This window comes from Myxococcus llanfairpwllgwyngyllgogerychwyrndrobwllllantysiliogogogochensis (genome assembly GCF_006636215.1).
In the GTDB taxonomy this organism is placed as follows: Bacteria; Myxococcota; Myxococcia; order Myxococcales; family Myxococcaceae; genus Myxococcus; species Myxococcus llanfairpwllgwyngyllgogerychwyrndrobwllllantysiliogogogochensis.
The window spans coordinates 1-19,884 of the sequence record NZ_VIFM01000212.1 but is presented as its reverse complement, the minus strand read 5'-3'; the positions used below and the strand labels follow the sequence as shown (position 1 = coordinate 19,884).

The 19,884-nt window shown below is 67.7% G+C and carries 18 protein-coding genes and 1 pseudogene; all 19 read left to right on the top strand.

The features are described 5' to 3' along the window. Positions 1-26: 26 nt before the first annotated feature. Positions 27-917: pseudogene (locus FJV41_RS36220) on the top strand (ABC transporter ATP-binding protein); the annotation flags it as partial. Continuing rightward, positions 886-1,293, top strand: coding sequence for a DUF2085 domain-containing protein (locus FJV41_RS36215; protein ID WP_141647176.1), 408 nt, complete (start codon positions 886-888; stop codon positions 1,291-1,293). The pseudogene FJV41_RS36220 and the gene FJV41_RS36215, both read left to right, overlap by 32 nt. An 81-nt stretch (positions 1,294-1,374) precedes the next feature. Beyond that, positions 1,375-2,007 carry an RNA polymerase sigma factor gene (locus FJV41_RS36210; RefSeq protein WP_141647175.1) on the top strand — a complete coding sequence of 211 codons (633 nt, stop codon included), beginning with the start codon at positions 1,375-1,377 and terminating at the stop codon, positions 2,005-2,007. Continuing rightward, positions 2,004-3,479, top strand: coding sequence for a zf-HC2 domain-containing protein (locus FJV41_RS36205; RefSeq protein ID WP_141647174.1), 1,476 nt, complete (start codon positions 2,004-2,006; stop codon positions 3,477-3,479). Before FJV41_RS36210 ends, FJV41_RS36205 begins: the two co-directional genes overlap by 4 nt. A 95-nt stretch (positions 3,480-3,574) precedes the next feature. Further along, entirely contained in the window at positions 3,575-4,561 is a 987-nt protein-coding gene (locus FJV41_RS36200) for a TadE/TadG family type IV pilus assembly protein (protein ID WP_141647173.1), read from the top strand. Between the two features lie 15 nt (positions 4,562-4,576). Further along, positions 4,577-6,634: a TadE/TadG family type IV pilus assembly protein gene (locus FJV41_RS36195; RefSeq protein WP_141647172.1), complete on the top strand. Its 2,058-nt coding sequence runs from the start codon at positions 4,577-4,579 to the stop codon at positions 6,632-6,634. A 20-nt stretch (positions 6,635-6,654) separates the two neighbouring features. Continuing rightward, positions 6,655-7,821, top strand: a complete 1,167-nt coding sequence (locus FJV41_RS36190) for a TadE/TadG family type IV pilus assembly protein (RefSeq protein WP_246137631.1) — start codon at positions 6,655-6,657, stop codon at positions 7,819-7,821. Continuing rightward, complete coding sequence (locus FJV41_RS36185; protein ID WP_246137630.1) at positions 7,811-8,599, top strand: hypothetical protein; 789 nt, start codon at positions 7,811-7,813, stop codon at positions 8,597-8,599. Before FJV41_RS36190 ends, FJV41_RS36185 begins: the two co-directional genes overlap by 11 nt. Beyond that, entirely contained in the window at positions 8,596-9,417 is an 822-nt protein-coding gene (locus tag FJV41_RS36180; protein WP_141647170.1) for a hypothetical protein, read from the top strand. The genes FJV41_RS36185 and FJV41_RS36180 overlap by 4 nt, the downstream gene beginning before the upstream one ends. Further along, positions 9,414-9,638 (top strand): hypothetical protein, encoded by a 225-nt coding sequence (locus FJV41_RS36175; protein ID WP_141647169.1) that lies wholly within the window; start codon positions 9,414-9,416, stop codon positions 9,636-9,638. The genes FJV41_RS36180 and FJV41_RS36175 overlap by 4 nt, the downstream gene beginning before the upstream one ends. Next, entirely contained in the window at positions 9,635-10,405 is a 771-nt protein-coding gene (locus FJV41_RS36170; RefSeq protein WP_141647168.1) for a hypothetical protein, read from the top strand. Before FJV41_RS36175 ends, FJV41_RS36170 begins: the two co-directional genes overlap by 4 nt. Positions 10,406-10,531: 126 nt before the next feature. Then, the gene (locus tag FJV41_RS36165; protein WP_141647167.1) at positions 10,532-11,266 is read left to right on the top strand and encodes a hypothetical protein; all 735 of its coding nucleotides are present in this window, start codon (positions 10,532-10,534) and stop codon (positions 11,264-11,266) included. 188 nt (positions 11,267-11,454) lie between these two features. Further along, positions 11,455-12,270 carry a Flp pilus assembly protein CpaB gene (gene cpaB, locus FJV41_RS36160; protein ID WP_141647166.1) on the top strand — a complete coding sequence of 272 codons (816 nt, stop codon included), beginning with the start codon at positions 11,455-11,457 and terminating at the stop codon, positions 12,268-12,270. Between the two features lie 39 nt (positions 12,271-12,309). Continuing rightward, a complete protein-coding gene (locus tag FJV41_RS36155) occupies positions 12,310-13,155 on the top strand; it encodes a type II secretion system F family protein (protein ID WP_141647165.1) in 846 nt (281 codons plus the stop codon). A 10-nt stretch (positions 13,156-13,165) separates the two neighbouring features. Next, positions 13,166-14,056 carry a type II secretion system F family protein gene (locus tag FJV41_RS36150; RefSeq protein ID WP_141647164.1) on the top strand — a complete coding sequence of 297 codons (891 nt, stop codon included), beginning with the start codon at positions 13,166-13,168 and terminating at the stop codon, positions 14,054-14,056. Beyond that, positions 14,037-16,016 (top strand): FHA domain-containing protein, encoded by a 1,980-nt coding sequence (locus tag FJV41_RS54125; protein WP_246137629.1) that lies wholly within the window; start codon positions 14,037-14,039, stop codon positions 16,014-16,016. Before FJV41_RS36150 ends, FJV41_RS54125 begins: the two co-directional genes overlap by 20 nt. Positions 16,017-16,052: 36 nt before the next feature. Then, positions 16,053-17,801: an FHA domain-containing protein gene (locus tag FJV41_RS36140; protein ID WP_141647163.1), complete on the top strand. Its 1,749-nt coding sequence runs from the start codon at positions 16,053-16,055 to the stop codon at positions 17,799-17,801. Next, a complete protein-coding gene (gene xseA / locus FJV41_RS36135; RefSeq protein ID WP_141647162.1) occupies positions 17,798-19,534 on the top strand; it encodes an exodeoxyribonuclease VII large subunit in 1,737 nt (578 codons plus the stop codon). Before FJV41_RS36140 ends, xseA begins: the two co-directional genes overlap by 4 nt. Before the next feature lie 48 nt (positions 19,535-19,582). Beyond that, positions 19,583-19,884 (top strand): exodeoxyribonuclease VII small subunit (xseB, locus tag FJV41_RS36130; protein ID WP_141647161.1); only part of this gene is annotated, 302 nt, incomplete at its 3' end.

Below are 19,884 nucleotides of genomic sequence, written 5' to 3'. Positions count from 1 at the left end.
GCGTCAGATGTCTATAAGAGACAGGCGGGAAGAGCACCCTGGGGCGCGCGCTGCTGCGCCTGGTGACGCCCACCGCGGGCTCCATCCACTTCGACGGACAGGACCTCACGGGGCTGTCCCAGCATCGCCTCCGGCCACTGCGGCGACGCATGCAGCTCGTCTTCCAGGACCCGTATGCCTCGCTCAACCCGCGCATGACGGTGCGGGATATCCTGGGCGAGCCGTTCGACATCCACGGTCTCGCCCGAGGGCCGGGGGAGCGCGAGCGCGAGGTCGCCGCGTTGCTGGATGCGATGGGCCTGCCGCGCGAGGCCCTGGGGCGCTACCCGCACGAGTTCTCCGGAGGGCAGCGTCAGCGGCTCGGAATCGCCCGGGCCATCGCCCTGCGCCCGGACCTGGTGGTGGCCGACGAGCCCATCAGCGCGTTGGACGTCTCCATCCAGGCGCAGATCGTGAATCTGTTGGTGGACCTGCAGCGCGAGCGCGGCCTCACTTATGTGTTCATCGCGCACGACCTGAACATCGTCGAGCACGTCTCCACTCGCGTGGCGGTGATGTACCTGGGGCGCATCGTGGAACTGGCGCCCTCGGACTCGCTGTACCGGCGACCGCGCCATCCGTACACGCAGGCGCTGCTCGCGTCGGTGCCGGTGCCGGACCCCGAACGGGCACGCACCCGGCTGCTGGTGCCGGGAGAGCCGCCCTCGCCGCTCGCGCCGCCTCCGGGCTGCACGTTCCACCCGAGGTGCCCTCACGCGATGGAGCGGTGTCGACGCGAGGCGCCCCCGCTGTATCCGCTGGGCTCCGGGCATTCCGCCGCGTGCTTCCTGGCGGAAGGGGAGTCCCACCAGTCCTCGACCGCCCCGCGGTCCGGAGGTGCCGACGGTGTTCTGGCTCAGTCACCATCATCCGGATGAGTTCAACCGCACGTACCGGCTCGGCGGGCTCCGCGTCTGCGCGCGGTGTCTGGGGACCTATCCGGTGCTGATGGCCACGCTGGTGGGGCTGTTCATCGCGCGCGCCCCGCTGGGTTGGCCCTGGGATGTTCCCGCCGTGCTGCTCCTCACGCTGCCGGCGCTGGTGGACTGGGCGGTGGGGCGCTTCCGCCCGGCCTCCGGTTCCAACGCGGTGCGGACGGCGACGGGCGTCCTTCTGGGGATGGCGCTTGGCCGGTCGCTGTACGTCCACGTCCAGCGACCCTTGCCGGGGGTGCTGCTGGCGCAGGCCGCACTCGTGACAGCCGTCGCGCTCCCTGTCATTCTCGCCACTTACCGGAAGCCACGTCCGGATTAGACCCTGGTGGCCCGTCGCCCGTTAAGAGGGCACGGGTTGAGGGTGGGCCGGAGTGAACGTGGCTCCACGAGCGATGGGGGAGTGTTGGGACCGGAGACCTCAGACGAGCGATTGATGCTCGCCTTCCAGGCGGGGGACGCTCGCGCGTTCGAGGCGTTGGTGCGAAGGCACCGGACACCGGTGTTCAACTTCATCCTTCGCTTCGTCGGGCAACGGGCACGGGCGGAGGACGTGCTGCAGGAGACATGGCTGAAGGTGGTACGCAGCGCCGGCGAATATCAGGCGAAGGCCCGGTTCACGACCTGGGTCTACACCATCGCGAGGAACCTCTGTGTGGACAGCGCGCGCAAAGAGAGCTACCGCCAGGCCGCGTCCCTGGAGTCTCCGGTGAGTGGCGTGGACGGCGAGGAAGGCCGCGCGCTGGCGGATGCGCTGCCGGACTCCGGCGCCAGTCCGGAGCGGGGCGCGTACAACGCCCGGCTGCGTCCGCTGCTGGAGCGCGCCCTGGCCTCCCTGCCAGAAGAACAGCGTGAGGTGTTCATCCTCCGCGAGTACAGCGGCATCCCGTTCAAGGAAATCGCCGACGTGACGGGCGTCTCGGAGAACACGGTGAAGAGCCGGATGCGCTACGCGCTCGACGGCTTGCGTCGCCGACTGGCGGAGCTGGGCGTGGATGGCGATCTCGCCGAGGACGGAAGGACGGTGGTGGGATGAAGCCGCAGAACCTCCATGCGCACGAGGACCGGCTCCTCGACTTCGCCTATGGCGAGCTGCCCGCCCCGGATGCCCAGGTGGTGGAGTCGCACCTGCAGGGGTGCGCCCGCTGCACCCAGGCCCTGGACGACATTCGTGGCGTGCGAGTCACCATGGGCCATCTCTCCGAGGAGAGCGCGCCCGACGCGGGGCTGGAGTCGCTGCTGGCGTATGCGCAGCAGTCCGCGCGCAGGGCCAGCGCGGGGCCCGCGCCCAAGCCGTCGCGCTGGCGCCGCTGGCTGCTTCCCGTCGTCGGGCTCGCCTCGGTGAGCACGCTGGGAATCCTCACGTTCTCCGCGCAGTCCCCGGAGCTGACCCAGGCCAATCTCGCGGCAGCCGAAGTGATGCCGAGCAAGAAGGCCGCACCCGTACCGTCCGCTTCGGCACGAAGCGCCGAGCCCTCCGCCGCGCCGGCTCCGGCCGCCGCCGCGGAGGCTCCGCCACCTCCTCCGGAGATGCGTGACGATGATGCCGAGTATGCCCCCAAGGACGCGGCGAAGACGCGAAGCGCGGAGGTTCAGCGCGCGGAAGGCTGGGCGCTGGCGGGGAGCGGAGGCGACGTGGGGGGCCGGGGCCGTGCCGATGAGTTGAAGGCGAAGGTCAAGGGCGCGGAGTCGTTCGGGGGCAAGCAGAGCCGCTCGAAGACCGCCCCCGCCGAGAAGTCCCAGCGAGAGGTGTCGAACCTCGATGAGGAGGCCCTGGCGGAAGCCGCTCCGGCTCAGGCCGTTGCGTCCAGCAGCCCTCCCAGGGATGGGCTGCGGCTGGGGGGCTCGTCCGCGAAGAAGGAAGCGAACAAGCTCAGTGCGGATGACCTGGCCAAGGACGGCGCATGGGACGAAGGCCCGGGGGCTCCCGCCCTGGAGGCCGTCACCGAGCCCCTGGCCCAGGGCACCGTGGTCAGCGCCCCCGCGCCATCCTCCGCCAACGAGAGCCGTGGAGGCGTGGCCCAGCAGCCGTCCGATGCGCGAGAGCAGTTGGAGCTGGATCGCGCTTCAGCCTCCCGGGCGAAGTCCCCGATGAAGGCGACGAGGAAGGCGGAGGCCGTCCCCGAAGCCCCGATGCCGCGCCCCGCTCCGGTCACCCCCGCAGCGGTGGGGCGCTCCGAGGCCGAGGACTCGGCGTCGGGTTCCTCCGTGGCGGAACTCTCCCGCCAGGCCCAGTCCGCGAACCGGGCAGGGGACAGGAGCCAGGAGGCGAGGCTGTTGAGACTCGCCCTGGCCGCCGGGGCATCTGGAACCGAGCGTGCGGGACTGCTCAACCGGCTGTGTGACGCGGAGCTGGCCCTGGGGCGTCGACGCGAGGGGCTGGCGGCGTGTAATCAGGTTTTGACGGAAGCTCCTGGTTCCAGCGCGGCCCAGGCGGCGCGTCGCCGATTGAGCCATGAGGCTGAATCGGTTGAAACACCGACGAGTGACGCCCAGCCGGCGCCGTAACCACCCGCGATTTTTCAATAAATGGGAGAGCGGGACGGTTGAAGCTGGCCATTTGACCGATGCGTCTCAGGGGCGCTGATCGAGATAATGGCACCATGGGAATGGAACAGGACTCGCGGCCGCGGGGGGCGGCTGGCCGGCAATCCGGGCAGGCCATGGTCGAAGCGGCGATGATCATGCCGCTCGCTGTGTTCATGACGCTGGGAATCATCCAGCTCACGTTGATTCAGCACGCCAAGCTGATGACCGAGTACGCCGCGTATCAAGCGGCGCGTGCCGGCATCGTGTGGAACGGCAACAACGAGCGCATGCATGACGCGGCCATCGTCGCGTTGCTGCCCACGTTGGGCCGGACCGATGACATCGGCAACCTGGCGAAGACCTTCGCCATCCATCAGATCTACGACTCCGCGATGCGCACGCTGAACTTCGGCGGCGGCGTGGTGCCTCGGACGGTGAACGGCTCGAACCTGTTCGGCCTCATCCGGGTGGACACCATCAACCCGGCGTACTTCACGCCCATCAACACCATCTGGAAGCTGCGCACCGGCTTCAACTGGCAGGAGCTCGACTTCGACGGCTCGGACAGCTTCCCGGAGGTGCCGTCGTTGGAGAACAACATCCGCAAGTTCTTCAACCTGCCAGAGCCGGATGACTCCGAACTCGTGTACCGCAAGGCGACGAGGCTCACCATCCGCCTGCGCTACTTCTACGAGATGAAGATCCCGTTCGCGAACTGGATCATCTTCACCGCATGGTACGCGTCCAACGCGCAGGTGGCGCTGCGAGGAGCCATTGACCGGGCCACCCTCGTTCCCAAGTCCAACATGATGTCGGATGGCGGCAACCTCACGCCGCTGGCCGCGATGGCCAAGGGGATTGACCATGAGCAGGGCTACAACTCCCTGTACCCCGCCGAGATGTGGGTGCTCTGGGGGCTGGCCACCGGCAGCATCCCGCTCGTCTCCAGCCTCGTGGGCAAGCGCTACTTCATGCCCCTGTCGGCGACGTACACCATGCGCATGCAGTCCAACTTCCACCGCAAGTGGATCATGCACCTCAACCCCGACTGGGGCATGTAAGAGGACTCACGCACCATGTTCACTCGAATCCTCCGAAAGAGCTTCCAGCGCCAGGAGGGCCAGGCCCTCGTCCTGGCCGCATTGATGGTGTTGGTGATGTCCATCGCGGTGCTGACCACCGTGAACATCGGCCACACCGTGCATGAGCGCGTGCGCCTGCAGAACACCGCCGATGCCGCCGCCTACTCCATGGCCGCCATGGAGGCGCGCGCGTTCAACTTCTACGCGTACGCCAACCGCACGCAGGTCTCACAATACGTGTCGGCGATGATGTGGCACTCGCTCATCTCGCTCATCTACTCGGCCGAGGCGTTCTTCACGGACCTCTTCGGGTTCATGAAGACGCTCAACCCATGTGCCGGCAAGCGGAAGAAACTTTGGATCGTCCTCTGTCCCATCCTCGAGGTGGTCCCGTACGTGGGGCAGGTCATCAAGGCGATCAACAAGATCATCACGGCGTACAAGAACATCTTCCTCAAGCCGTTCCAGCAAGTCCTGAAGGCGGCCAACCCCGATAGATGGTTGGGGAAGTACATGATTCCGGCGCATCGGGTGCTCAACGGGGCCATGTATTTCATGTCCCAGGCGGTGATGATGTCCGCCTCCACGCACGTGGTGCAGACCGCGCAGGGCGTGCTGGACTCGAACGACAAGAACCTCAACTCGATGGCCAGCCAGCTGGCGACGGGCTTCTACAGTGAGTGCCTCTTCAGTCAGGCGCACAGCGAGCACTCCGGCGGCAAGCCGCTGAACCCGGGCACGTGGAAGAACCCCTTCGGCGCGCTGGACGTGACGAAGTACGCGCGCAATGACGAAATCGCCCGCGCCAAGCGGTCCATGGGCGGCATCACCAACGCGACCCGTTACTCGTGTGACCGCGAGGGCGGCTCCTGCCCCGAGCGCTTCATCACTTCGCGCCGGATTGGCGACGTCCTGCCGCTGCCGAATGCGCTCGGCTTCCTGCGCGACATGTTGAACAACGGGGTGAATGCTCCGGGCATCATGGAGTTCCAGAAGATGGGACAGACGCGCATGTTGTCCGCGACGTTCCCCTCCGCGAGGAACACCATCGACTCGCGCAACTACATCCGGGATTGGAACGACAACCTGAACCCCTGGGGCATGACGGCTCAGGGCGACAACATGGGCGCCGACGACCTGTACTGGCTGAAGCTGGGGCCCGCGGAGGTCGACGTGGGCGTGGGCAAGGCGGACAACCCCCTGTCGTGCAACAACAAGGACCCGTATACGCGCTGCTTTGGCGACAACCGGAAGGGGAAGGGCGACAACTCGCGCACCAAGCTCCCCTACAAAGAGATGACGAAGCCCAGTGTCTGGGCGCTGAACGACAAGGACACCGGCAGCGTCAAGGGCGGCGTCCACTGGCGCGTGCACTACCCGCGGAACACCGAGCAGTGGCGCAACCACTCGGCACCCAGAGGCGTCGAGCGGGAGGTGGGCATCCACACCGAGAAGGTCTGCGTGCTCAAACTGGTGGTCTGCTGGTTCGAGGTGGACGTCTACACCGCGAACGTGCGTCCGGCCCAGGACGGCAACCACCCCTGGGGTGGCGTCACGCCGTTCATGCACTTCGAGCCCGGTCAGTATGCTGGAAACACCTGCAACCCGACTGCGAACGCAAACAAGGGTGAGCTGGCCAAGCGCACGATGGACTTCAACCAGCCCTCCGCGTGGGTGGCGCTGAACAAGTCGCCGGAAGACGTCGTCAACAAGGCCAACACGGATGGCACGGGTACGAACGCTCCCGCGCTGTTGAACGACGAGGGCAAGGTGAAGTTCACCTTCACGCCGGACTCGGAGGGCCTGGAGATGCTGAACAACCGCAAGAAGTTCCTCAGCCTCACCGAGGGCCTCAACGTCATCTCCCGTGGCCAGAGCTACTACCACCGGCCGGGCAACTGGACCGAGCAGCCCAACTTCTTCAACCCGTACTGGCGCCCGCGCCTGGCGTCCGTGTACCAGGGCCGCAATCAGCTCCCGGTGGTCGGGTCCATGCTGGACGCGCTGCCTGGCGCGCTCCAGGGCTTTGCCCCGAAGGTCATGACGCACTGAGGACCGCGATGAAAACTCTCATGTCTCGAAAGAGTTTCCGACGCGGAGCCGCCACGGTGGAGTTCGCTCTCTCCGTGCCGCTCCTCGTCATGATCCTGATGTTCAGCATGTACCTGACGGAGTTGGTCCGGGCGAAGCTGAAGCTCCAGGAGATGGCCCACTACGCCGTCTGGGAGATGACCAGCTACACGCTCTCCGACTTCGCCAAGGCCGACCACGATGCCGCGTTCGAGGATGCGCGGCAGGAGGCGCACAAGGAGCTCATCGAGCGCTTCAAGGACATGGACTCGGTGGAGCCCAACGGGCCCGCGGGATCGTTCATCGCGCGCTACAGCTCGGTGCAGGGAACCATCACCAACAAGGAGATTCCCTTCCTCGAGTCCGGGATGCTGGGCAATCCCGGCAGCACGGGCGAGGGCGGCAGCCTGGGCAGCGGGGTGATCAACATGCTCAACCGCGGCGCTGGCGCGGTGCTGAACGGCTGGGGCTTCAACAACAAGGGATGGGTGGAGTCCGAAGTCACGATGAACTTCGACAACGTCATCATCCCCCGCAGCTACCTCGACGAGAACTCCGGTCCTGGAGGCTTCTTCAAGTCGGACACCACCGGAGGCCATGACCTGTCGAGCCTCCCCATGCGCTCGAAGTTCTCGATGTACGCCAACGGCTGGCACATGCCGGACGGCGGCGACGCCATCGTCCGGGACCGGCGGGCAGGCAACCACCGAGGGGGAAGCGACCCTCACGGCATGCATGCCCAGGTGGAGCGGATGGTGTTCCTCGGCCTGACGAAGGCCCTGGATGGAGCCGTCGGTGGCGTGCTCGACTTCCTGGGGAGCATCCTGCCGAACTTCTTCGGCACCTATGTCGTCGCGCGAAACTACGGTATCGATCCCCAGCAGAAGGGGGACTGCAACGGTCTGACAGGCTATGACGGCCCGGCCAGCAGCGGCCTGCATGCGATGCGGGGCCTGCTCGACCACGACCGTCCGGACTGTTTCGACACGGCTCCGTTCCGCGACGAGATGACCTACGGCGACAGCAACTACATCAAGCTGTTCCTGGCGCGTGGCCCGCACTTCATGGGGTGCAAGAAGGCCATGGCCGACGACCCGTCGGATCCGGACGCCACCCAAGAGGCGACGAACAAGGATGAGCAGGACAACAAGATTCGCTGTGAGCAATAAGGTGGCCCGCCGGCTCCTGCTCGGTTTCGCGCTCCTGGCCGTGTGGCCCGCGCTCGCCGAGCAGGAGGTGCCCGTGTATCCGGGCACCATCCACACGCGCATCGGCAACGACCTCATCATCGGAGGCGAGTACTACCGGCTCGCCTACTTCACGACGACCGACCCCATGAAGAAGGTGGTCGCGTACTTCGCGCAGAAGTGGCGCGACGAGGGCTACCCCACCGTGGTGGAGGGAGACCTGGAGGAAGAGGCCGTCGTCTCCGCCCTCTTCACCCGCGAGGGACTGCAGCGTGGCGTGGTGTTGCGCACGCACCTGGGCAAGACGGTGGGCTTCACGGCGCTGAGGGACATGTGGACCCGTCCGCCGAAGTCTCCCCCATCCGGCCTGCTGAAGTTGGAGGGCACGCTCTACAGCCAGGACCTGGCGACGCGGGACGACCCGGGTGGTTCGCAGAACCGCACTTCATTGGTGGCGGGGGACTTGTCGGACGTGCAGCAGCGGGTGGGCACGGAGCTGACGCGCCAGGGCTTCGAGCCGGTGCGCAGCACGGTGACGAAGCTGGGAGGCGGCACGCAACTGACGATGGAGCACGCGCGCAAGGGCGAGCAGGTGATGACGACCATCTCGCAGGTGGACGAGGGGATGTCGTCCGTCATGCAGACGTGGGTGGGCACGGACCGTCCAGACGGGGTGCCCAACGACGAGGCGGTGCGCAAGAGCCGCGAAGCGTGGGAGCGGGAGCAGAAGGCGAAGCCTGCGAAGGGAGCGGGGAAATGAGGGCGTCGTGGGCGGTCATCGCGGTGATGCTCATGGCCGCGCCCGCGCGCGCGGAGGAGAACTCCGCGGCGCGTGAGGTCATGTCCCATATGGCCCGGGGTGCTCGCAGCGCGCGCGTGGGCGACTGGGTGACGTACCGCTTCGACGGCGGCGCGGGCGGGATGCGCATCTACTACTGGCGCATGGCGGTGGTGGGGGAGGAGAAGGACAAGGAGGGCCGGGACGCGGTGTGGGTGGAGATGGAGGCGGGCATGCATCCGTCCATGAAGTCGCCGCTCATGCAGATGCGCATGCTGGTTGCTCGCGAGGGCGAGCAGATTCGCTATGACGCCATCTCCCGGCTCTTCGTCGGTGGGCCCACGGACCGTCCCCAGGAGTACTCGCAAGAGGCGCTGGACCACGTCCTGAAGACGATGGACCAGGAGGAGAAGGACAACAAGGTGCCAGACCCCGAGGACGCAAAGGTCGTCCTGCCGGCAGGGGTCAAGCCCGTGTTGCGCACCGGCAAGGAGACGCGGGTGATGACGCTCGCGGGGACCGTGACAGTCGTTCCGGTGGAGCTGGTGATGAAGAAGACCGTCGTCAAGCGGATGTGGATCAGCCGCGAGATTCCGTTGATGCAGTTGGCGAAGATGGAGATTCCGGGCATCGCCCATTCGATGGAGGTGGCGGAGTACGGTATCGACGCCAAGCCGCGTATGGTGCTACCGCCCCCCTCCGCGCCCAAGGTCCGCCTGGAGTACGCTGACCGCATCTTCCCGGACCTGCCAGGGATGGACGCCCCCAAGGAACCCGCCGATTCGGAGAACGCCCCATGAGCTTCCCCAAGACGCAGCGCCTGCGCGCCTCCCGACGTGGGCAGGCAATGGTCGAATATTCCATCCTGAACTGGGTGCTGGTCGTCGCGCTCGTCATCGGCGCGTCGGTCAAGGTCCGCTGGACGGATGACGTCCAGTCGAACGTCATCGACCTGTTCATGCGCTCGTACCAGATCTACTACGACTCCTTTTATTTCGTCCTGAACCTGCCGTTCCCGTGACGACCCGGAGCGAAGTGGGGGCGCCGTCGCCCCTGGGGTTGCGGCTGCTGCACGCGGCCGTGTTCCTCGCCATGGCGGCGGGCGTCGTGTACGTCGCGGTCCCCGAGTGGCGGCACATCGCCCAGGTGCTGGGCCAGTCGTTCCATTCGGGCCCGCTGCCGCGCTGGACGCTGCTCGCGGGTTCCGTGTTGGCGGTGGTGAGCGGACTGCGCCTCGTCTGGGGGCTGGTGCGGGGGACGTCCGCGCCGCTCTGGGCCTCGGCCGTCGCGTTGCTGTCCGTGGTCGGCGCGGTCGGGGCGGGGGATGGACGCTCGCTCAAGGAGACGCGCTCGGAAGAGGCGACGAACCTGTCCCTCCTGCGGGTGGCTCGGCGGGTCCATCTGTCGATGGTGCAGGAACTCCAGGCCCACGGCGAGACGCCCACCGATGAGGAATCCTGGCGCAAGGCGCTCGTGGTGGCCGGTCCCAACAACGAGCAACTGCGCACGCGCGAGTTCCGCGCCGTGCCCGTCCAGATTGTGTGGCTCGAGTCGGAGGAGTCGCGTCCCTCGCCACTCATTCCCAACACGCTGTGGGTGCACGTGACGCCGGACGGAATCGGCTTCAGCATCCGCCCGGTGGGGCTCCGAGCGGGTGAGCCCGCGCTGCTTCAAGACGACCGCGCCCGGGAATTGGTGCTGCGCGGCCTCTACAACCCGGACCTGCCTCCGATGCGGGAGCCCGCCGCGTCGCCCATCGAGCAGCTGTCTCCTTCGCCAACTCCCTGACACGTCGGGTGCACGCCGGTGTTGCCGACGACCCGGGACTCAGCCAGTCTCGGTCCACCTCATGACGCGGTGGCCCAGGGCCGGAGGGGTCGCTTTCGCATCAACGACGAGGACAAGGAGCGCGCAATGGCGCATGCGGCCTGGAAGTGGGTGGTCGTCGCGGCGGCGGTAGGGGCAGGGGTGCTGGCTTGCAGTGACGACGATGACGGCGGCGGAGGCGGGACGGACGGCGGCCCCATCACCTTCGATGCGGGGGTGAACAAGCAGCGGCCCGGCTTCGGTGAGGACCCGGGGGCTCCCGTGGGCACCACCTTCGCATTCCCTCCGGGCGTGGAGATCGCCGGAGAGCTGTACGGCGCGAATGACTCCACCAAGGACTGTGGCAACGGCGTGGCGCCGGTGGGCACGGGGCCCGCGGTGCTGGTCTGCGTGCCGCTGCGAAACAACACCGGCGCCCCGGTGCTGATGACCTTCGAGCCGGGCCTCGTCATGATGAACACGGCGCCCAGCCGAATCCAGAACGGCATGTTGATGGACCGCGTGCTCATCAACCTCCCGCCCACGGGCATCGGCCCGGGCGGCATCGACGCGGGCACGGACGGTGGCACCGAGGAAGAGGTCTACGTGGTGCCCTTCCACCTCTACTGCCTCAACCAGGAGCGGGCCCCCTCCGAGCAGGATGGCACCTTCGCGTTCGGCCCCGTCTCCACGGACCCGGACATCCAGGAGCTGCTGCGGCTGCTGAGAGGGAAGACCATCGACAACGAGGACGAAGCCAACGTCGTCCAGGACGCCATTTACAGCATCACCGAATACAACGGGTTGACCGACGACGACCGCAAGGCGCTCGCGGGCCTCTGACGCAACCGCTGAATTCGACAGGGATGGCGCGGGATTCGGTGCTGTCGCGGGAGGTGGTTTTGACACCTGCTGTATCGCACGGCTAACATCCCGCGCCATCGGCGCCAAGGTGCGCCTTTCTAGATTTCTACACCCTCGAACGCCTTCGCCGCCGAACGGCGCCCCCCCGTTTTGGAGGTTCCTGAATCATGCTGAAGGGCAAGACCCCGCTCGTCGTCGCGCTCGTACTCGGCCTTCTGGCCGGCGTCATCGCGTACTCCGCCATCAAGAAGAAGGAAGCGGACGTGCGCCGCGGCTGGAACCTGGTACCCGTGGTGGTTGCGGCCCAGGACGTCCCCGAAGGCACCGTCATCTCCTTCGAGATGATCTCTCAACGTTCGGTGCCGGAGCAGTTCGTCACCTCGTCGGTGGTTCGTCCGGACTCGGCCTCCTACGTCGTGAACCAGAAGGTCCTCGTGGCGCTGCAGGCGGGTGACCCGCTGCTGTGGAGCCAGTTCGAGACGACCAAGGCCGCCGAGCGCCTGTCCTCGAAGGTGCAGAAGAAGATGCGCGCGATGACCATCGAGGCGAAGAACACCACCGCCGTCGGCGGCTGGATTCGCCCCAACGACCACGTGGACATCATCGGCACGTTCCGCGACCCGCAGACCGACGAGAACGTCGGCGTGACGCTGCTGCAGAACATCATCGTGGTGGCGACCGGAAAGATCACTGGTACCACCAACGTCAACCTCATCCCGGAAGGCCAGCGCGACTACAACAACGTGTCGCTGATGGTGCTGCCGGAAGAGGCGGAAATCCTCGTGCTGGCCGCGGAACTGGGCGCTCTGACGCTCAGCTTGCGCAACGAGGACGACGTGGACCTCATCGAGGAGCGCGGCCGCGCCACCATCAGCACCCTGCTGTCCGGTGAGCGTACCCGCGTGCTGGAAGCCAAGCGCCGGGAGATCATCCAGATCATCAAGGGCGGCAGCGAGAAAGCCGCCGCCGCTGGCGCCCAGTAGTCGGCGCCACGCCGCCCTCACCCCCAGGGAAGCGCGCCCATGCTTGCCGGAATCGTCCTCCTCCTCGTCACAGGCTCTGTCTTCTTCTTCAGCCTGGTGATCTTCAGCGTCCTCTCGAAGGCGTACGAGCAGTACCAGGAGCGCTATGTCGCCAAGTCGATGAACGACTTGAGCGACATGTTCCTCTTCATCGATGCGCGCCAGATGTTGGTGCTCAACATCGCGTGCATGTGCTTGCTGGGCATCCTGACCTACATCATCTTCAACCCCATCCTGGCCGTCGTGGCCACGGTGTTCGGCTTCTTCCTGCCGATGCTGATGGTCAAGCACTACCGCAAGCGGCGCATCAAGAAGTTCAACGTCCAGCTGGTGGACGCGCTGCAGGCGATGGCCAACGCGTTCAAGGCCGGTCTCACCTTCCCGCAGGCCATCGAACACGTGGCGCGCGAGGCGATGGCGCCGCTGTCGCAGGAGTTCGGCCTGTTCGTGAAGGAAGTGAAGCTGGGTGTGCCGTTGGAGGAGGCGCTCATCAACATGGGCCGCCGCGTGGGCAGCGACGACCTGGAGCTGGTCGTGGTGTCCACCAACATCGCGCGTCAGCTGGGCGGCAACATGGCGGAGATGTTCGAGACCATCTCCACAGTGATTCGCGAGCGCTTCCGCCTGGAAGGCAAGATCGACGCCCTCACCTCGCAGGGCAAGCTGCAGGGGTGGATCGTGGCGGCCATGCCCGGCGTGCTGGGCATGGTGCTCAACTACATGCGGCCGGACTTGATGGAGCCCATGATGAACCACTTCTTCGGGTGGATCCTCGTGGTGATCATCGCGATCATGGAAGTGCTCGGCATCCTCATCATCCGCCGCATCGTCAACATCGATATCTGAGGGGTGCTCCGTGGACATCCTGACGCAAGTGTTGGTCGGCAGCTCCGCGCTGCTCTTCGCGGGAGCCATCGGCTTCCTCGGAATCGGCCTGTACCAGGTGCTCTTCGAGCGCTTCCTGTCGGAAGTGCGCGACGAGTCCCAGGGCGGCATGAAGGGCTTCGGCTCGGTGGCCATCCGCCGCCTGGGTGCCATGAACCGCCGCTTCATCTGGCCGAGCTACGAGGCGAAGTCGCGCCGCAACCTCATCAAGGCCGGTGAGCCCCAGGGCTACAAGCCCGAGGACATGATGGCGCTGCAGGAAGTGAGCGCCGTGGTGGGCCTGCTGATGGGCCTGTTCATCCTGAACGGCACCGGGCAGAACCTGGTCTGGTCCCTCCTGTTCCTGCTCTTCGGGATGTACTACCCGATGCTCTGGCTGAACGACCAGGTGAAGAAGCGCCACCTGCTCATCAGCCGCGCGCTGCCGTACAACCTGGACCTCCTGACGCTGTCGGTGGAGGCGGGTCTGGACTTCACCGCCGCGCTGGCCAAGGTGGTGGAGAAGGGCAAGGCGGGTCCGCTTCGCGAGGAGCTGCAGCTGGTGCTCAAGCAGCTCAAGATGGGCAAGACGCGCGAAGAAGGCCTCAAGAGCATGATTGTGCGCGTGGACCTGCCGTCGCTGACGACGTTCGTCACGGCGCTCATCCAGGCGGACAAGATGGGAACGAGCCTGGGCAAGGTGCTGCGCATCCAGTCCACGCAGATGCGCATCGACCGCACGCAGCGCGCGGAGAAGCTGGCTGGCGAGGCCCCGGTGAAGATGCTCTTCCCGCTCATCGCCTGCATCTTCCCGACCGTGTTCATGGTGCTCTTCGGGCCCATCGTGTTCCAGTTCTTCTTCGGTGAGCTCGCGGGGGGATAGTCCTCTGCCGATTCTCCTCTCCATCACCAAGGGGCTCCAGCAGGGAAGGGAGCTCGTCTTCGAGCAGGCCGAGGTGAACATCGGTCGCACGCCGGAGAACGACCTGGTGCTGCACGACCATGGCGTCTCCCGGCTGCACGCCCGCATCGTCATGCGTGGCGGGCAGTACTTCACGCAGGACATGGGCAGCTCCAACGGCACGGCGCTCAACGGCAGCCGGCTGCTGGGCGAGCAGCTCCTGCGTGACGGAGACCGCATCGGCGTGGGCCCGGTGGAGTTCACCTTCCTCTGGGTGCCTCCGGACGGGGACGAGGACGCCACGCGTCCCATCCGCCGCAACGCGCCCGCGCCACCGCCTCCCGGGGGCCTGGATCAGCACTACCTCCCCACGGGCGAGGTTCCCCTCATCGCGCCCGTCGCCCCGCGCCTGGCCCCGGTGCTGGTCGAGGACTCGCCCGCGGTGTCTCCGCCCAGCGGCAAGCGACCCCTCGTCGCGCCCGTGGCGCCACGCCCGCCGCCACCAGTGCTGGCGGATGAGTTCCCAGCGCTGCCACCGCCCAGCGGCAAGCGCCCCCTCGTCGCACCCGTGGCGCCCCCCAGCCTTCCGTTCATGGAGGCCCTGGCGGAGGAGCGCACCGAGGTGGCCTTCACCGGCGAGCGCCCCGTGGTGGTTCCGACCCTCCTTCCGCTCATGGACTCGCAGCCGGAGGAGCGCACCGAGGTGGCCCTGCCCCTTCGGGTGCCACCCATCGCCACCGCCATGCCTCCGGGGCTCATCGAGCTTCCGACCGAGGAGCGAGAAGAGCGCACGGAGCTGGCGCTGCCTACGCTCCCCGACCTGGGCCTCCTGGACGAGCCGACCCTGGATGATGCCACCCGGCCGATTCGGACCCGCGCTCCAGGAGCCCCGGCCTTCGCCCCCTCGGCCCTGGCCGTCGCGCCGGCCCCCGGGACGTCGCCGCTCGCCGCGGAGTCCACGACGAAGGTTTCGCCCGCACCCGCTCCCACGGGGCCGAGCGCCGCGGACCGGGCCCGTCAGCGGAGGGAACTCGCGAGCTCTCGCGGCGGACGGCTCCTGCTCTGGTGGCGAGGGCTGCCGCTGGCCCGCAAGCTCCTGACGAGCACGGTGACGCTCTTCGTGCTGGGGCTGGCGGGCAGTGCGCTGGCCTTCGTCTTCCTGCCGGGCGGCCTGGCCGCAGGGGGCGCGGGTTCGGAGCCCCTGAGCCTGGGCGTCGAGAACGTCCCCGACTCGTTCGGCCTGGGCGAGGGCGTGCGCTGGGAGCGCACAGACCAGAAGTCCTTCGACTTCCAGTTCGTCGCTCCTACCCGCGCCGTGGCCCTGCTGCACTACCAGGCCAGCGGAATCTCCAAGGAGGAGGTGTCCCTGGCGCTCAACGGGGTGAACCTCGGCTGGGTCCCTCCGGATACCACCACCACCGCCGAGCGCGAGCTGGAGCACATCCTCCCCGCCAATACGCTCAAGCGCGGGGCGCTCAACAGCTTCGTCTTCGACAACGTTCGCAACCCTCCCGGAAATGAGACGTGGCGGGTCTGGAACCTGCGGCTGGAGGTCATCCCCGTGCCGGAGCTTCCCCCCGAGCAGCTGCTCTCGCAGGCACGGGAGTATGCCTCCACGGGCCGGCGGTTCTTCGACACCAAGGGCGTGGGCGCGGAGAACCTCTTCCGGGCCTGGCAGCAGTTCCGCTTCGCCTGGCTCACCCTGGAGGCCCTGGACACCAAGCCGGACCTCTACCAGGACGTCCGCTACCAGCTGTCCCAGGTCTCCGCCGAGCTGGACCACCAATGCGCTCAGCTCATGCTGGAATTCCAGCGGAGTGTGCAGTTCCGGAGCGCGAGGAAGGCCCGGGCGGCGCTGCAAGAAGTGAGCAGACGCTTCCCTACCACCGAGCATCGCTGCCACAATCTTGCCCAGGAAAAGGCGTTCGAGCACGAGCTCTGAGCTGGTGCTCTTTTTTCAGGAAGTCGGTGATTCGCCATGTCGAACGGTTCCCCTCCTGCTCGTCGCAGGCCTCCTTCCGGGACGCCCTCGGGCGGGACAGGAGCTCGCCCCGCTGCTCGCAGGACGTCTCCTGTTTCCGCTGCCCGCGCCCCCGGGGCGGCCACCCCTCGACTCATCTGCGTCGCGGGGCCCAAGTCAGGTGAGGAGTTCTCGCTGGAGGATGGCGAGTACGTCATCGGTCGCGCCGCGGACAACCCCATCTGCATCCCCGACACCTCCGTGTCGCGCAAGCACGTCATGGTGCGCAAGGCGGGTGCGGGCTGGATGGTGAGCGACCTGGGCTCCGGCAACGGGACGCTCGTCAATGGCGAGGCCATTGGCGAGGAGACGCCCCTGGCCAACGGCGATGTCATCACCCTGGGCGACACGGAGCTGCGCTTCGAGGACGTGGTCAACTCCACGATGATGGTCGCCACCCCGTCGCGGGGGCGGACGTCGAGTGCCTCCTCCGCCGCTTCCGGGAGCCGGGGCTCATCGCCGGCCCGGCCGCCTCCGCGCGTGGAGGGCGGCCGCGTGCGCAGCGCGCGCTCTTCGGCGATGGCGCCGCCCGACCCCGAGGTCCAGCGCAAGAAGATGCGCCTGAAGCTGCTCGCTGGCGGCGTGGTGGTGGTGCTCTTCGCCGGCCTGGGCATCGCGCGCATGCGCGTGGTGAAGGAGCAGGAGGCGATTCTCGTCCGCAAGGGCGAGCAGGACGCCGTCCGCAAGGAGCTGAGCACCATCTTCCAGGACGCGAAGAACCTGGTGCGCGAAGGCAAGTGGGTGGAGGCCAAGGCGAAGCTGGAGGAGCTGGCCGCCTCCGCTCCCGACTACCCTGGCGTGAAGGACTATCTCCAGCACGCCGAGCGCGAGATTCCCGTCCAGGAGCGCCTCACGGAGGCGCGCACCGCGCTCGCCAGGAACGAGCTGGGCAAGGCCTCCGCTGCGCTGGGCAAGGCCGGTGAGAGCCAGTTCCTCTACGAGCAGGTCAGCGCGGCGAAGCGGGAGCTGTCCGAGTTGGCCGACAAGCGCACGCGCGAGGCGAGGGCCGCGCTGGATGGCAACCAGCTGGACTCCTCCAAGGCCATCACCGACGACGTCCTCAAGGCCTTCCCGGAGCACCGCGACGCCAAGATCATCAACGAGCAGGCGGCGCAGGCCATCACCGTTCGCGACACGCCCCGGGTGATTCCCACCGGGCCCGCCCCCAAGCCCTGGGAGCCCGCCGTCGAGCGCTTCCGCGACGGCGATATGTCCGGCGCCGTGGCCATCCTCAACGCGTGCATGTCGAAGAACCCGCAGTGCAAGAAGCTGCTCGCGCAGATGTCGGAGTTCAGCACGCTCTACAAGCGCCTGGAGGACCTGGAGGCGAAGGGGCTGCAGAAGCTGCTGTCGCTCGACAAGGACATCACCGATGGGCGCACCAGCAAGATGGCGCGCAACGCGGGCACTCGCGCGGCGACCATCTTCTACAAGAGCGCCAGCTCCGCGAAGGCCTCCGGTCAGTGGGCCCGCGCCATGGAGTTCGCGCGGCGCACGTTGCAGGCCGACCCGGGCCACGCGGGCGCGGCGAACATCATCAGCGAGCTGAAGACGAAGGGGCGGGAGCTCTACCTCCTGGCCTACTCCCTGAAGGACGGCAGCCCCGAGGACGCGCTGCCCAAGTTCAAGGACGTGGTGGCCATGACGCCTCCGGATGACGAGTACCACGACAAGGCGAAGTCCTGGGTCGAGAAGCTCTCGCGATGAAGAAGCGCAAGGGCGCGGGCGGCGAGTCACCGCCGCCCGTCACGTCGGGTTCTCAGTGGGACTTGTTCGGAGCCACTCCCGCGCCCTCCACCGCCGCGCCGCCGTCGGCGCCGCGCGTGGTGGCCCTGCCGAGGAAGGCGCCTCCGTCGCCTCCCCCCGTGGACGCGGACGGCACGGGGCTCTTGGGGCCGTTGGAGGGTGTGCCCGCCGCGCCGCCCAAGCCCGAGCGCTCGGTGCTTTCGGTGGCCGAGCTCACGCGTCAGCTCAAACAGACGTTGGAGTCCCGCTTCGCGCGTGTGCTGGTTCGCGGTGAGGTGACGGGCTTTCGCGGCGCCAACGCGCGAGGGCATTGGTACTTCTCGCTGAAGGACTCCGTCGCCTCCATCGACGCCAAGGTGTGGGCCTCGATGGCGGGGCGGATGCGCTTCGCGCTGCGCGACGGCATGGAGGTGCTGGCCGAGGGCAGCGTCGACCTGTACGAGCCGCAGGGACGCTACAGCCTCATCGTCTCGCGGCTGGAGCCGGTGGGGGAGGGCGCGCTGGCGCTCGCCTTCGAACAGCTCAAGGCGCGACTGGCGGCCGAGGGGCTCATCGGCGACCGTCGCGTGAGGCCCCCGCGTCCGTTGCCGTTCCTGCCCCAGCGCATCGGCGTGGTGACGAGCCGCACGGGTGCGGCGCTCCAGGACTTCTTGCGCGTGCTGCACTCGCGCAACCCCCGGCTGAGCGTGCTGCTGGCGGACGCGCGCGTGCAGGGCGAGGGCTCCGCGCCGGAGGTGGCCCGGGCGATTGCCCGATTGGGCCGCACCGACGTGGACGTCATCGTGGTGACGCGCGGCGGTGGCTCGGTGGAGGACCTCTGGACCTTCAACGAGGAGGAGGTGGCGCGCGCCATCTTCGCCTCGCCGGTGCCGGTGGTGTCGGCCATCGGCCACGAGATTGACTTCACCATCTCCGACTTCGTGGCGGACTGGCGGGCGGCGACCCCCAGCGCGGCGGCGGAGCGACTGGCGCCGGTGCTGGCGGACCTGGAGCTGTCGCTGGCCACCCAGGCGGGGCGGCTGCGCCGGGCCATGGAACGCCGGGTGCTGGAGCTGCGCGAGCGACAGGGGCAGCTCGCCTCCCGGCTGGATGATCCGCGGCGGGCGCTCAACCACCAGCGGCTGCACCTGTCCGAACAGGTGGAAGCGATGATGCGCGTGCTGCGGCCCGCCGTGCGCGAGCGCCGTGAGTCGCTGCGCGCGCTGACGGAGCGCCTGCAGCGCTCGCGGCCCCAGGCCCGGCTGAGCGAGCAGCGGGCGCATCTGCTGAAGCTGGCCATGCGACTGTCGGAGGCGGCGCGCGCGGGCGTGGCGACGCGGCAGGCGACGCTGGCGACGGCGCGACTCGGGTTGGAGCGGGCCTCGCCGACGGCGCTCATCTCGCGAGAGCATGCCCGGCTGGCGGCGCACCAGGCACGCCTGCGGGCGCTTCAGCAGGGGACGCTGGCGGAAGCGCAGAGGCGTTTCCAGCGTCTGGAAGGGCGACTGGACGCGATGAGCCCGCTGAAGGTGATGTCGCGTGGCTACTCGGTGGTGTTCCGCCAGCGAGACGGCGGGGTGGTGCGCTCCGCCGCGGATGTCGAGGTGGGAGAGCGCCTGGGCATCAAACTCGCGGCGAATGGGGCGAAGACACTGGGCGGATGTGAAGAAGTCGAAGCCACTGTCACGTCGGTAAAAGGGCCGGTGGACTGCTAACGGGCCACCCTCTAGAGTCCCGCGCCCCGAACGGGGAGGTGGAAGGCTGTGGCGAAGGCGGACAAGGCGTCCAAGGCGGACAAGGCGGCGGAGGGCGAGGTTCCCGGGCAGTACGGGGACGTCGTGTCCCGGCTCGAGGAGACGGTGGGCCGGCTGGAGAGCGGCAATCTGTCGTTGGAGGACTCTCTCAAGGCGTTCGAGGAAGGCATCCGGCTGGTACGCCGGGGTGAGAAGCTGCTGACCGAGGCGGAGCAGCGCATCGAACAGTTGCTCCAGGATGAGGACGGCAACGACGTGGTGGCGCCGCTGTCCGTGGCTGCCCGTCCCGCCGCCCAGGCGGCCCCCCGGGC

Coding starts and splice junctions, on each gene's coding strand:
- FJV41_RS36205 (WP_141647174.1), top strand. CDS start 2,004: ATGAAGCCGCAGAACCTCCATGCGCACGAGGACCGGCTCCTCGACTTC.
- FJV41_RS36200 (WP_141647173.1), top strand. CDS start 3,575: ATGGGAATGGAACAGGACTCGCGGCCGCGGGGGGCGGCTGGCCGGCAA.
- FJV41_RS36195 (WP_141647172.1), top strand. CDS start 4,577: ATGTTCACTCGAATCCTCCGAAAGAGCTTCCAGCGCCAGGAGGGCCAG.
- FJV41_RS36190 (WP_246137631.1), top strand. CDS start 6,655: ATGTCTCGAAAGAGTTTCCGACGCGGAGCCGCCACGGTGGAGTTCGCT.
- FJV41_RS36180 (WP_141647170.1), top strand. CDS start 8,596: ATGAGGGCGTCGTGGGCGGTCATCGCGGTGATGCTCATGGCCGCGCCC.
- FJV41_RS36175 (WP_141647169.1), top strand. CDS start 9,414: ATGAGCTTCCCCAAGACGCAGCGCCTGCGCGCCTCCCGACGTGGGCAG.
- FJV41_RS36165 (WP_141647167.1), top strand. CDS start 10,532: ATGGCGCATGCGGCCTGGAAGTGGGTGGTCGTCGCGGCGGCGGTAGGG.
- cpaB (WP_141647166.1), top strand. CDS start 11,455: ATGCTGAAGGGCAAGACCCCGCTCGTCGTCGCGCTCGTACTCGGCCTT.
- FJV41_RS36155 (WP_141647165.1), top strand. CDS start 12,310: ATGCTTGCCGGAATCGTCCTCCTCCTCGTCACAGGCTCTGTCTTCTTC.
- FJV41_RS36140 (WP_141647163.1), top strand. CDS start 16,053: ATGTCGAACGGTTCCCCTCCTGCTCGTCGCAGGCCTCCTTCCGGGACG.
- xseA (WP_141647162.1), top strand. CDS start 17,798: ATGAAGAAGCGCAAGGGCGCGGGCGGCGAGTCACCGCCGCCCGTCACG.